Origin of the sequence: Leuconostoc citreum (assembly GCF_004354555.1) — a bacterium.
Lineage (GTDB): Bacteria > Bacillota > Bacilli > Lactobacillales > Lactobacillaceae > Leuconostoc > Leuconostoc citreum.
Genome location: NZ_PUFH01000005.1, coordinates 632,146 through 645,560, shown reverse-complemented (window position 1 = coordinate 645,560; position 13,415 = coordinate 632,146). Strand labels below are relative to the sequence as shown.

General features: G+C 39.7%; 10 protein-coding genes. All 10 read left to right on the top strand.

What is annotated here, in order from left to right; all coding sequences use genetic code 11:
* Positions 1-100 precede the first annotated feature (100 nt).
* The 10 genes from C5L21_RS07520 (at position 101) to pknB (ending at position 13,372) form a co-directional block, all read left to right on the top strand.
* Entirely contained in the window at positions 101-877 is a 777-nt protein-coding gene (locus tag C5L21_RS07520) for an SDR family NAD(P)-dependent oxidoreductase (protein WP_085698808.1), read from the top strand.
* A 95-nt stretch (positions 878-972) separates the two neighbouring features.
* The gene (locus tag C5L21_RS07515; protein ID WP_004904286.1) at positions 973-2,316 is read left to right on the top strand and encodes a cytosine permease; all 1,344 of its coding nucleotides are present in this window, start codon (positions 973-975) and stop codon (positions 2,314-2,316) included.
* A gap of 56 nt (positions 2,317-2,372) precedes the next feature.
* Positions 2,373-3,668: a trigger factor gene (tig, locus tag C5L21_RS07510; protein ID WP_085698811.1), complete on the top strand. Its 1,296-nt coding sequence runs from the start codon at positions 2,373-2,375 to the stop codon at positions 3,666-3,668.
* A gap of 215 nt (positions 3,669-3,883) precedes the next feature.
* On the top strand, positions 3,884-5,131 hold the full coding sequence (clpX, locus tag C5L21_RS07505) for an ATP-dependent Clp protease ATP-binding subunit ClpX (RefSeq protein WP_085698813.1): 1,248 nt from the start codon (positions 3,884-3,886) through the stop codon (positions 5,129-5,131).
* 4 nt (positions 5,132-5,135) lie between these two features.
* Positions 5,136-5,720 (top strand): ribosome biogenesis GTP-binding protein YihA/YsxC, encoded by a 585-nt coding sequence (yihA, locus tag C5L21_RS07500; protein WP_004900535.1) that lies wholly within the window; start codon positions 5,136-5,138, stop codon positions 5,718-5,720.
* 71 nt (positions 5,721-5,791) lie between these two features.
* Positions 5,792-8,212: a primosomal protein N' gene (priA, locus tag C5L21_RS07495; RefSeq protein WP_085698815.1), complete on the top strand. Its 2,421-nt coding sequence runs from the start codon at positions 5,792-5,794 to the stop codon at positions 8,210-8,212.
* A 174-nt stretch (positions 8,213-8,386) separates the two neighbouring features.
* On the top strand, positions 8,387-9,358 hold the full coding sequence (fmt, locus tag C5L21_RS07490) for a methionyl-tRNA formyltransferase (RefSeq protein ID WP_040176686.1): 972 nt from the start codon (positions 8,387-8,389) through the stop codon (positions 9,356-9,358).
* Positions 9,348-10,700 (top strand): 16S rRNA (cytosine(967)-C(5))-methyltransferase RsmB, encoded by a 1,353-nt coding sequence (rsmB, locus tag C5L21_RS07485; RefSeq protein WP_040176687.1) that lies wholly within the window; start codon positions 9,348-9,350, stop codon positions 10,698-10,700. The genes fmt and rsmB overlap by 11 nt, the downstream gene beginning before the upstream one ends.
* A gap of 30 nt (positions 10,701-10,730) precedes the next feature.
* Positions 10,731-11,477: a protein phosphatase 2C domain-containing protein gene (locus C5L21_RS07480; RefSeq protein WP_133286231.1), complete on the top strand. Its 747-nt coding sequence runs from the start codon at positions 10,731-10,733 to the stop codon at positions 11,475-11,477.
* A 2-nt stretch (positions 11,478-11,479) separates the two neighbouring features.
* A complete protein-coding gene (pknB, locus tag C5L21_RS07475; protein WP_004904278.1) occupies positions 11,480-13,372 on the top strand; it encodes a Stk1 family PASTA domain-containing Ser/Thr kinase in 1,893 nt (630 codons plus the stop codon).
* Positions 13,373-13,415: the final 43 nt, after the last annotated feature.

Here is a 13,415-nt window from a genome sequence, read left to right as displayed (position 1 = left end):
TTTTTTATATTAAATTGTGATTTTAATCACTTGTTTATTGAAAAAGAAAGGTATAAAATAAAGTTGTTATAAAAATCACAATTAAGAAAGGTGAAGTAGCATGTCAGATAAAGTAGCAATTGTAACGGGCGGTGGTCAAGGTATAGGAGCTGGTATTGCAGAGCGATTGGCGCATGATGGTTATGCGGTTATTGTGAATGGTAGAACAAAAAACAAGCTTGATAGTGTCGTTGCACATATTACTGCCCAAGGGGGTCAAGCTGTGAGCTTCGTTGGTGACGTACAAAGTCGCCAAGTCAATATCGATATGGTTCAGTTTGCGATGACGACCTATGGTCGATTAGATGTGTTTGTCGCTAATGCTGGGATTGATTGGGTGGATAGTATTGAAGAAACACCAGAAGCTGAAGTTGACAATGTGTTGAATATTAACTTGAAGTCTCAGATTTGGGCGTTACAAGCTGCACCATCAGCAATGAGAAAAAATGGCTCGGCGGGTGGTAATATTATTCTGGCATCTTCTATTGCAGGTATGGAGGGCTTTGAGCTGCTTGGTGTGTATTCTGCCACAAAATTTGCGACACGAGGCTTGGTGCAAGCTGCTGCAAAAGAACTGGCAGCTGACCATATCCGTGTGAATGCCTATAACCCAGGCATTGTGTTAACACCAATGTGGGATGAAATTGATGCGCGCTTCGCTGAGCGTAAAAATGTGCCACTTGGGGCAACCCGTCAGTCATTTATCGATGGCATTCTTTTGGGGCGTGGTGAGGAGCCAGAAGACATTGCAAAATATGTGTCGTTCTTAGTTTCTGATCAAGGGGATTATATTACGGGACAATCATTAGCAGTCGATGGTGGCATTAAATTTCAATAACAAAGTGGTTTAATAGAACACGAACGAACGTTTGCCGAGGTGAACGTTTTTTGCTATCATAAAATCTGAGTGGACAATGATAGGAGAAAATACGGGTGGACAATAAAGAGCGTGTGAGTGTAGAAAAAACGACAAATATGGGTTTTTGGGATCAGCTTGCCACTTGGATTGGTGCTAATGCTAATAATGGTACGTGGTATGTAGGTGGTGTTTTAGCGGCGCTTGGATTAGTTGGGGCACTGATGGTCATTTTTATTTCAGGGCCGATTGCATATTTGTTTTTAGCGCTAGTAGGTTATATCGGCTTTATAACAAAATCATCGACTATGCGTTTAATGCGTCCAGTTTTTGGTGTCAAGGGCTCGTTGGGACCGTCATTCATTAATGTGATTCAGTTCATGGGTTGGGCAGCTGTTAACACGTATATTGCGGCTATTTCTGTCAGTTATTTGTTAGCAGCTATTTTTGGTAAACAACAATTTAAGCCGGCTGGTATGAAAGGTATCATTATTGGTGTCATTGTTATGGGATTACTGCATGTGATGTCTATTTCGTTGGGGCAACGGTCTATTCGGCTGATTGAGCGCATTGGCATTGTTTTAGTCATTTTGTTGGTTATTTGGGAAACAAGCATTGTGCTACGCGAAGTACCATTGACAGCTATTGCCAAATGGCAGGTGCCAGATCATCATATATTGCCCTTTGGTAAAGCGCTGGATATATTTGCTGCCTTTAATCTTGCCTGGGTAACGGCAGGGGCTGATTTTACACGGTTTGCTTCAAAAAAATCAGCAGCAACCTGGGCACCTTTTTTGGGAGCGACAATTGGCGTTTATTGGTTTGCGATTGTTGGGACGTTGACAACAATCGCTGCAGCAGTATCGGAAAGTGCTTTCGACCCGAACGCCTCTGATCCCTCAACGATTGCCGCAAGATTAGGGCTAGGGATACTCGCGCTAGTTGTTATCATGTTGACATCAACAACCGCTAATGCCGTGAATTTAATGGCAGCTGGTTCAGCATTAAACAACATGTTGCCACGCTTTAAATTAACGACTAGTTTGTGGCTAGTCACATTGGTCGCTACGTTAATGAGTTTTATCCCATTGTTTGCGGGTGGTTTTATTGATACCTTTATCAAATTTTTAGATCTCATTGGTATGATTTTGGGACCGGAAATTGCGATTTTGGTTGTTGATTTCTACTTTGTTCGACGACGACAATATGATGTCACAGCTTTCGATAAACGTACAATATATTGGTACACAAATGGGGTAAATCTTAGCGCCTATGGTGTTTGGGTTATCAGTATATTATTTTATATTGGTCTTCAAAATGTGCCGTTTATTGTTGGAACGGTCGGATCAAATTGGCTGACAATGATTTTTGCAGGAATTATTTATTATCTTCTTTCTAAAAAAATGACAAAAATGTTGTGATTTAGTAGCTTTTAAGATAAAATTAGTAAGTATTTAAAACATTTGGAGGACTGACAATGTCTAACTGGACACCAGCTGCGGATCAAAAGAACCAAGGCACTTTAGAATTTGAAATTTCACGCACACAAGTTGAAGAAGGGTTGGAAAAAGCATTCCAACGCAACAAAAACCAAGTTTCTATCCCTGGATTTCGTAAGGGTAAAGTAACTAAGGCATTGTTCTTCTCAAAGTTTGGCGAAGAAGCTTTGTACCAAGAAGCAATGGATATTGTGTTGCCAGCTGCTTATGAAGCAGCTGTTGAAGAAGCCGGTATCACGCCAGTTGGTCGTCCTAACATTGAACCAGTTTCAATGAATAAGGGTGAAGCTTGGACATTGAAGGCTGAAGTAACAACTGCGCCAGCAATTAAGCTGGGAGAATATTTGAACCTAGAAGTTGCAGCAGAAGACACAGCTGTGTCTGACGCAGATGTCGATGCTGAAATTAAGCGCTTGCAAGATGGTCAAGCAGAATTAGTTTTGCAAGAAGAGTCAGTTAAAGCTGAAGACGGTGATACAGTAGTTATTGATTTTGATGGCTCTGTTGACGGTGACCATTTTGATGGTGGTCAAGCCAACGACTTTTCATTGGCACTTGGCTCAGGACAATTTATTCCTGGATTTGAAGAACAACTTGTCGGCCACACAGCTGGTGAAGACGTTGAAGTTAAGGTTACTTTCCCAGAAGATTATCAAGCAGCCGATCTTGCAGGAAAAGAAGCATTGTTCGAAGTTAAAATTCATGAATTGAAGCGCAAGGAATTGCCAGAATTAGATGATGAATTTGCTAAGGATGTTGATGAAGAAGTTGAAACATTAGCAGAATTAAAAGAAAAGACTGCTAAGAAGCTAGCTGATGACAAAGAAGCTGCAGCTAAGTCAGCCTTTGAAGATGCAGTTATTACAAAGGCTGTTGATAATGCAAGTGTTGATGGAGATACTATTCCAGAGGCAATGATTGAAGAAGACGTTCATCGTCAAGTTGATCAATATTTGGGACAACTACAACAACAAGGTATTTCACGTGAAATGTTCTTCCAAATTTCAGGCCAAACTGAAGAAGATTTGCATAAGCAATTCGAAGAAGGTGCCGCTACACGTGTTAAGACAAACTTGGTGCTTGAAGCCATTGTTAAGGCTGAAGGGATTGAGCCATCAGCAGAACAAGTTACTGAAGAAATTAACAACTTGGCAACACAATATAACATGGATGCTGAACAAGTGCGTTCATCATTATCAGATTCATTATTAAAGCATGATATTGCAATGCGTGAAGTAATCAAGAAGATTACTGACTCAGCAAAGGCAAAGTAATTTTGTTAAAAAGGCCGTCAGGCTTTTTTATTTTGCCTCTGTTAATCACTATATTTTTCAAGTTATATGTCACTGTGTTATACTGATTACTTTACAGTAGGCATGGTTGCATACGATACTGGAATAATTTTTCAGTATATTTTAGTGCAATCTGGTAAAATGTAATAGTATTTAATTATTAGTTATCTACTAAAAAGATTATTTAAGGATGGATTATGGCGCAGACACCAGAATTTGAAGAAGAAATTTACTGCAGTTTTTGTGGTAAATCATCAAACGAAGTTAAAAAGATTGTGGCTGGTCCAAATGATGTTTTCATTTGCAATGAGTGTGTTGCACTTGCTCAAAATATTATTAATGAAGAACTAACTGTGGACCAAGCAGCACAAGTGTTATCTTTGCCAACACCACATCAAATTGTGGCAGAGCTTAATGATTATGTGATTGGACAAGAAGACGCCAAAAAAACATTAGCCGTTGCAGTTTACAACCACTATAAGCGTATTAATGAAAATTTTTCGCCAACAACAGATGTTGAATTACAAAAATCAAATATTGCTTTAATTGGCCCAACTGGATCAGGAAAAACATACTTAGCGCAAAGCCTAGCACGTATTTTAAATGTGCCATTTGCAATTGCGGATGCAACAACTTTGACTGAAGCCGGTTATGTTGGTGAAGATGTTGAAAATATTATTTTAAAGCTATTGCAGTCAGCTAATTTTGATATTGAAGCGGCACAACATGGCATTATTTACATTGATGAAATTGATAAAATTGCTAAAAAATCTGAGAATGTCTCGATTACTCGCGATGTTTCTGGCGAAGGGGTTCAACAAGCTTTGCTTAAGTTGCTTGAGGGAACAAATGCCAGCGTACCACCACAAGGTGGTCGTAAGCATCCACAACAAGAATTAATCCAAGTCGATACCACGAATATCTTATTCATTGTTGGTGGTGCGTTTGCTGGTATTGATACAATTATTAAAGAACGTCTTGGTGAGCGTGTCATTGGTTTTGGATCAGATGCGAACGATAATGCCGTCGCTTTAGATTCTGAAAATATCCTAGAACATGTACAACCAGAAGATATGACTAAGTTTGGTTTAATTCCTGAGTTTATTGGTCGCTTGCCAATTGTGACTGTGTTGGATGAACTTAAAGTAGACGATTTAACTAGGATATTGACTGAACCAAAAAATGCGCTGATTAAACAATATACAGCATTACTAGGTCTTGATGATGTTGAGCTTGTCTTTCAACCTGAAGCATTAGAAGCAATGGCCGAGTTAGCTATTAAGCGTCATACAGGTGCTCGTGGTTTGCGATCGATTATTGAATCTGTTATGAAAGATATTATGTTCGACATTCCAAGCAGAGATGATGTTGAAAAAGTTATTATAACAAAAGCTAGTGTACAAAATGGTATCGCGCCTGAGTTGCATTTGAAAAAGGTAGGTTAACATTATGAATGTGAATAATGTTGAGATGGTGATGAGTGCTGTCTCCGCAGCGCAGTATCCGACAGATGGCAAACCTGAAATTGCTTTAGTCGGGAGATCAAATGTTGGTAAATCATCATTAACAAATACACTAATTCAACGCAAAAATTTTGCACGAACATCTTCTCAGCCAGGAAAGACGCAAACGTTAAATTTTTATGATGTTGAAAATCAATTGTATTTTGTTGATGTGCCAGGATATGGTTATGCTAAAGTATCTAAGAAACAACGTGAAGCCTTTGGTAACATGATTGAAGAGTACATTACAAGCCGCAAGCAATTGCGTGGCGTCATTAGTCTGGTGGATGCTCGCCATGATCCAAGTGAAGATGATGTTGCCATGTACGAGTGGTTACATTACTATAATATTCCAATCTTAGTTGTTGCAACAAAATCGGATAAAATCTCTAAAAGTAAATTTAATAAATATGAAAATAACATTAAAAAGCAACTAGGGTTTGATTCGTCAGCCAGTGATTTCTTGTTCTTTTCATCAGAAACAAAGTATGGTAGAGATTCTGTCTGGGAATGGATAACTGCACATATGTAAAGCCAACACTTGTTGGTTTTTTTTAATTGCTTTAAACGGCATTTTATAGACACGTCTGATACAATAAAAATATGAGTAACAAGCAATTTGCACAAATCATTGTTGATGTGCCAACAATGCAAACAAACCAACCCTACACATATCAAGTCCCAGACAACATGGTTGGTATCATACAAGCAGGTATGCGCGTTGATGTCCCGTTTGGTGGACGTCATGTGATGGGTTTTGTTATTGCCCTCGTATCCGATACCGATGTACCAGTACAACAACTAAAAACGATCACGCATATACTTGATTTAACTCCTGTATTAAATGAAGAACTACTACGGTTATCTGATTATTTGGCTGCGGAGACATTTGCTTTTCGCATAACAATTCTTCAAACGATGCTTCCCAATGCATTAAAAGCTTCTTATGAGCGTATTTTGACATTGATAGATGAGGTTGACGATGATACACAGCAACGTTTATTTAAAGGGTTAGACCAAGTAACTTATCAGGCACGTGAATGGACAACTGAAGACATTGAAAAAATAACACGACTCAGACGTGCAGGGAAAATTGAAGTTACTGTTAAAGTTAATAACAAAGCCAATATCAAAACACAATTGGCTTATCAAATGTCTGCTGATATTGAATTTTTGGAAAATGAATATCAAGCGTTAAAAACAAATGCAAAAAAACAACGGCAATTATTGACGTTTATTTTAGGTCATATGGGCGAGAAATGGTCTAAGCGTGATCTTCAAGCGCAACTTGCAGTTCATGATGCTGTTCTAAATCATGCTGTAACGCATCAATGGCTAACGAAGACACGGATTGAACAATTACGTGACCCTCTAGCAACGGTTGCTGTTGGGCCTACTAGTCCGCTGGCACTCAATAGTGAACAGCAGTCTGCTTTTGAAGCCATTATACATGCTGCAGATGAAGGGCAATATCAACCATTTTTACTCGAAGGGATCACGGGTTCCGGTAAAACAGAAGTTTACTTGCAGGCAGCGCAACATGTTTATAATCAGGGAAAAACCATATTATTTTTGGTGCCAGAAATTGCTTTAACGCCACAAATGGTGCAGCGTGTGAAGTCACGTTTTGGTGCGCAAACAGCTGTTTTACACTCAGGTTTATCAGATGGTGAACGTTATGATGAATGGCGTCGTATTGAACGTGATGATGTGAAAATTGTTGTCGGTGCACGCTCAGCAGTTTTTGCACCGTTACGACATTTGGGTTTGATTATTGTTGACGAAGAACATGAAACGACTTATAAACAAAGCGATAATCCGCGTTACAATGCACGTGATGTGGCACTTTGGCGTGGTGAATATCATCGTATTCCGGTTGTATTAGGATCAGCAACACCTTCACTTGAAACCCGTGCACGTGCACAACGGGGGGTCTATGCCTTGTGTCAATTAACCAACCGCGCTGCAGTGGGGGCGCGCTTGCCACAAGTCGAAATTATCGACATGAAAGAGACTTTAGCTGCTGGCCCAGAAACAAATTTTTCAGATCAGCTGCGCCAGGCATTGAATGACTGTCTTGCGCGCGGCGAACAAGCCATTTTAATGTTAAATCGTCGGGGGTATTCTAGTTTTGTGATGTGTCGTGATTGTGGCTACGTTCCGCGAGACCCTAATTGTAATTTGGCGATGACTTTACATATGGATACCAAGACTTTAAAATGTCACTATTGTGGGCATGAAGAAGCAATTCCAACGCAATGTGCGCACTGTGGCTCTAAACGTATTCGTTATTATGGTACAGGAACAGAAAAAGTTGAAGCTGAGTTAGCGACACTATTACCGCAGGCACGCGTTATACGCATGGATCAAGACACAACCCGTAAGAAAGGCAGCATGACCAAAATGTTGACACGTTTTGGCCAACATGAAGCCGACATTTTATTGGGGACGCAGATGATTGCCAAGGGTCTGGACTTTGCAAATGTCACACTTGTTGGCGTTTTAAACGCGGATACAGCATTGGGACTACCTGATTTTCATGCAAGTGAGCGCACTTTTCAGTTATTAACACAGGTGAGTGGCCGTGCAGGTCGTGCAAAAAAAGCGGGTAAAGTATTTGTGCAAACGTTTAACCCAACACACTACGCAATTGCTTATGCTAAAAACCATGATTATGAAGGTTTTTATCAGCAAGAAATGGCTGTTCGTCATGCCGGAAACTATGCGCCTTATTTTTATACGATACAAATTCAGGCTAGCCACACAGATGAAAATACGATAGCTAAGCAAATGTTTCAGATAGTACGCTGGTTAAAATCGCGTGCTAGTAATGATGTAATTATCTTAGGGCCGTCACCCAAACCAATTGCGAAATTACGTAATCGCTACTATTTTCAAATTATTTTAAAATTCAAACAACGCGATGAGATGGATGTTTTGTTGACGACACTTTATAACCGTGCGCAAAAAGCAAAAGATGATTTGCAATTAAGTGTAGATCGTGACCCTGTTTCTTTTTTGTGACAAATAGATTACAATATTATATGATATAATGGTAATTAAGATACTCGGTTTAACGGGTGTTTTTTGTTGGATTAAAACGCGCTATGTGGTTTAAATATTAATTAGCGAGGCATCGTATGATCTATCGCTGAGCGCAGTAGATAAAGTTAGTATTAAGTGAGAAAAGAGGCATATATGACACATACTGTTGTACTAATGGGGACACCGCAATTTGCAGTACCAATTTTAGAAGCATTAGTGGCGGATGACAATTATGATGTCTTAGCCGTCGTAACACAACCGGATCGTCCACAGGGCCGTAAACATATTTTGACACCAAGTCCAGTTAAAGTTGCCGCTTTAGCTCACAAATTGCCTGTGCTACAACCTGAAAAAATTGCCGGTTCAAGTGAAATGGCGCAAATTATTAACTGGCAACCGGATTTTATTATTACAGCAGCCTTTGGGCAATTCTTGCCAACTAAATTACTAGCGGCAGCTCAGATAGCGGCTGTTAATACGCATGCTTCCTTATTACCGAAATATCGTGGTGGTGCACCAGTACACTACGCTATTATGAATGGCGATAATGAAACAGGTGTTTCGATTATGTATATGGTGAAAGAAATGGATGCGGGGGATGTTATTGATGTTGTCAAAGTACCAATAACGTCAACTGATAATGTTGGCACAATGTTTGACAAGTTAAGTCTTGCTGGACGTGATTTATTGCTAGCAACATTACCTAAAATAGTGGCAGGTAATATTTCACCTGTTAAACAAGCGATTGACGATGTGACTTTTTCACCCAATATTCCACATGATAAGCAAAACTTGAATTTTGAAGTTGAAACGGCAAAACAGCTTGATTGGCATGTGCGAGGTCTCTATCCAACACATCCTGCTTATGTTCAAGTTGCTGGTCAAAGAATAAAAATTACTCAGGTTCAACCACTTGACGAAACAACCACGCAGCCAGCAGGCTATGTTGTTGAGAAAAATAAAAAAGAATTAAAAATAGCCGCTGCCAATCATACGGTGTTGCGGGTGCTAAGATTACAACCAGCTGGAAAATCAGAAATGCCGATTCAAGCCTATCTCAATGGTGCTGGCAAAGCATATGTTGTAGGCCAGCCATGGGCGGAGAAAATTAAAAATGAGCGATAAACGCGTATACAGTAATAACCCTCGTGTTTTGGCAGTACAGACACTAGCCAAAATTAAAAACGGTGCATACTCTAATCTACAACTAAATCAAGTCATTAAAAAACATGCGCTGAATGACTCAGATAAGCGCCTTTTAACAACTTTAGTCTATGGTGTCATTCAGCATCGCCTCACATTTGATTACTGGTTAACGTCGTTTATTAAGCAAAAAAAGATTGAACCATGGGTGCGAGAATTACTTTATACAGCACTGTTTCAGTTACAATATTTAGATAAAATACCGCAACATGCGATTTTTAATGAATCAATTGAAGTAGCTAAGACACTTGGTCATATTGGTACAGCAAAGTTTGTTACTGCCATTCTGCATAATATTAGTCGACAAGGGTTGCCAGATATTAATGCAATCCAAAACCCTATTCAACGTTTGTCTGTCGAGGCTAGTTTGCCCGTCTGGTTAATTGAAACGCTAGTTGAACAAAACGGCGAAGCAAAGACACGTCAAATAATTGGCTCAATTAATGACGCTCCTGCCCAAGCAATTCGGGTCAATACGGTACTTTCAACTGACGAAGCGGTAGAGCAAGCACTGTTAGATGAGCATTTTACTTTTGTGAAATCTAAGGTTGCTGATCATGCTTATGTTGTTACTGGTGGGCACGTAGCAGGGTCAAAGGCCTATCAAGATGGCCTATTGACGTTGCAAGATGAAAGTGCCATGTTACCTGTTGAGGCTTTACAAATTACAACGCAGGTTAAGACTGTTTTGGATGCAGCAGCTGCACCTGGTGGCAAAACAACACAAATTGCACAGTATATTGCTGACGATGCAACAATTACAGCACTCGATATTCATGCACATAAGATTCGCCTAATTGAGGCTAATGCTAAGCGACTACATGTGTCAGACAAAATAACAGCGCAAGTTTTAGATGCGCGCCAAACTGCCAACCAATTGACAACAAAGTTTGATCGTATTTTGGTCGATGCGCCTTGTTCCGGTTTTGGTTTATTGCGTCGTAAGCCAGAAATTCGCTATGATAAAACATTAGAAGATGTTATGAATTTAGCAAGCTTACAAGGGGAGATTTTGGATTCAGTTAGCCAAAATGTTGCCGACAATGGTATGATAGTTTACAGCACATGCACCATTTTACGACAAGAAAATGATGATGTGATTGCACGCTTTTTATCAAAACACACTGATTTCGAATTGGTACCAACAATGACAAACAAAGCCTTGAAATCAAACCGACAGGAAACAGTATTACATATTTATCCTAATGATTATCATACAGATGGCTTTTTTGTCGCTACACTCAAAAAGAAAACAGTTCAGTAAATAGTATGTATTAAAAAGATAAGGTAGTTTATGCAAATCGCATTTCACACTGATTCGGGAATTAAACGACAAGAGAATCAAGATTACGTTGGGGCTTTTACAAATCAAGTTAATCGTGTCATGGTTATGGTAGCTGATGGGGTTACTTCAACTGAAAGGGGCGATGTTGCAAGCGCTATGGCTGTTGAGCATTTTGGTCATGCTTGGGAACAAACGACATGTAATAGCATGCTAGCAATTAGTACTTGGCTAAAAGAGACAGCAGTCTATGTCAATGATGTTATTTTAGCAGCTAGTCAACGTTATGAAGACTTGAATAGGATGGCAACCACCTTAGTTTTGGCCGTTATTTTTGATGACCAGATAATAATTGGTAATCTCGGTGACTCTAAAGCATTCTTACTACACAAAAATAGATTAAAACAAATTTCTTTTGATCATAATTTAAGAAATGAATTGTTACGAGCAGGGACAATTACCAAAAAAGCGGCAGAGGAACTGCCAAATGGTGATAGTGTCACGCGCTTTCTTGGTGTTGATGATCAGACAAATATTGAGATAGATCAACATCCATTTTTGCAAAAAGATATGCTCTTTTTAACTTCAGATGGTATTACTAAAGTATTAAGCAATACCAACATTAAACGCATTATGCAAGAAAAAATATCGCTTGATTTGCGTGCAAAAAAATTAATTGCGTCCGCCAATCAGCAAGGCGCACCAGACAATGTCACTGCACTACTTGTTAGCCGTGATGACGAAAAGGATACAAACTAACTATGTTACCAGATACAGTGATAGACAATCGTTATAAAATTATCAAGTCGCTTGGTGGCGGGGGCATGGCCAATGTTTACTTGGCTTATGATAAGTTTCTTAATCGCCACGTGACATTTAAAATGATGCGATTGGATATGAAAGACGATACCAATCTGGCTAAGCGTTTTAAACGTGAAGCAATTGCTGCAACAGAGCTTGTGCATGATAATATTGTGCAAGTCTATGATACTGGTGAATATGAAGGGACACAGTATTTGGTGATGGAATATGTTGAGGGGATGGATTTAAAAACATTCATTACCGATAATTTTCCAATTCCTTATCAGCAAGTCGTTGACATTATGACACAGATTTTAAGTGCCGTTCAAGCCGCCCACGCTGCTGATATTATTCATCGTGACCTTAAACCACAAAATATTCTAATCAATGATGCTGGGCAGGTCAAAATTACTGATTTTGGTATAGCTGTTGCTAAGTCACTGCAAAATATGACGCAAACCAATACAGTTATTGGCTCAGTTCACTATTTGTCACCCGAACAGACACGTGGTGGCATGGCTTCTACTAAGTCAGATATTTATGCACTTGGCGTCATGCTTTATGAGATGCTGACTAAACAAGTCCCGTATGAAGGCGATACACCTGTCGCTGTTGCGATGAAACATGCTACAGAAGACATGCCTTCTGTGCGCGATTTTGATCCACGTATCCCACAGGCACTTGAAAATGTCATACTCAAAGCAACAGCCAAACGACCACAAGATCGTTATAGCAGTGCAGCTGCGATGTCAGATGATTTGAGTACGGCACTATCACCAAGAAGATCTGATGAAGAACGATTTGCGCCGATGTCTGAAACCACTGATGAGACACGAATCATACCGATGGCGCAAATTCAGGATCAATTAAAAACTGGTGTTTCGTCCGATAAATCCTTACCTGATGACGCGCCAGAAGAGCCATCGATTAAAGATGCGATTATCGAGCATGGTAAAAAGGGATATGCGGTTAAAAGTATTGCTAAAATGGTTGATCGCACCCCAAGTTATGTCCGTCAAGTATTGAAAGAAAATGGCATTAAATTTCGTAAAGCGCCAAAATGGCCGTGGGCCATTTTGGGCGTAGTCATCTTGGGCACATTGGTTGTGATGTTTTTAAATTATCAATCCAGTAAATTGGTCGTGCCTGATGTAACCAATCTGACGCAGGATAGTGCAACGAACAAATTGCAGAAAGCTGGTTTGACAGTGGGCAGTGTCAGTTCAACGACTTCAACGACAGTTGATAAGGGAAATGTGGTTAGAACAAGTCCTAAGAGCGGATCAGAAGCCAAAAAGGGCGATACCATTAACCTCATTATTTCTTCTGGTCGTGCTAAAGTACGTTTTGGTGACTATGTTGGCTCAGATTATGCGATGACAGCAGCACAATTAAGAGCACAGGGCTATACGGTGAATAAACAGGATAGCGCATCTGATGATGTGGCTGAAGGTAAGATTATGTCACAATCTGTTGATGCCGACGGAAAAGTTGATCCGACATCAACGACAGTTGTGTTTACCGTTTCAACTGGTGCAGCTAAAGTCACAGTACCAGATTTTACAAATAAAGCAACACAACAACAAGTGCAAGACTGGGCGTCACAACACGATATTGTTGTGAATTTCAACACGCAGTACGATGGCACAACTAAAAAAGATTACGTCATTAGCCAATCAATTCGCGGTGGCTCTAATATTACAAAAGATATGGTTTTGCTGGTAACAATCTCTCGTGGCCCACAAACAGATAGTAGTTCGTCGTCTAGTGTTAGTTCATCATCAAGTAGTAGTGACGCATCAAAAAGTAGCTCTAGTTCAGCAAGTAGTAGTGACAGCAGTCATAAAAACTAGTATATCGTTAATGAAAGTCGATTAATATCGGCTTTTTTTGTTA

Excerpts from the sequence above, each read along its gene's own strand:
- fmt (WP_040176686.1), top strand. The coding sequence starts at position 8,387 with ATGACACATACTGTTGTACTAATGGGGACACCGCAATTTGCAGTACCA.
- tig (WP_085698811.1), top strand. The coding sequence starts at position 2,373 with ATGTCTAACTGGACACCAGCTGCGGATCAAAAGAACCAAGGCACTTTA.
- pknB (WP_004904278.1), top strand. The coding sequence starts at position 11,480 with ATGTTACCAGATACAGTGATAGACAATCGTTATAAAATTATCAAGTCG.
- yihA (WP_004900535.1), top strand. The coding sequence starts at position 5,136 with ATGAATGTGAATAATGTTGAGATGGTGATGAGTGCTGTCTCCGCAGCG.
- C5L21_RS07520 (WP_085698808.1), top strand. The coding sequence starts at position 101 with ATGTCAGATAAAGTAGCAATTGTAACGGGCGGTGGTCAAGGTATAGGA.
- rsmB (WP_040176687.1), top strand. The coding sequence starts at position 9,348 with ATGAGCGATAAACGCGTATACAGTAATAACCCTCGTGTTTTGGCAGTA.
- C5L21_RS07480 (WP_133286231.1), top strand. The coding sequence starts at position 10,731 with ATGCAAATCGCATTTCACACTGATTCGGGAATTAAACGACAAGAGAAT.
- priA (WP_085698815.1), top strand. The coding sequence starts at position 5,792 with ATGAGTAACAAGCAATTTGCACAAATCATTGTTGATGTGCCAACAATG.
- clpX (WP_085698813.1), top strand. The coding sequence starts at position 3,884 with ATGGCGCAGACACCAGAATTTGAAGAAGAAATTTACTGCAGTTTTTGT.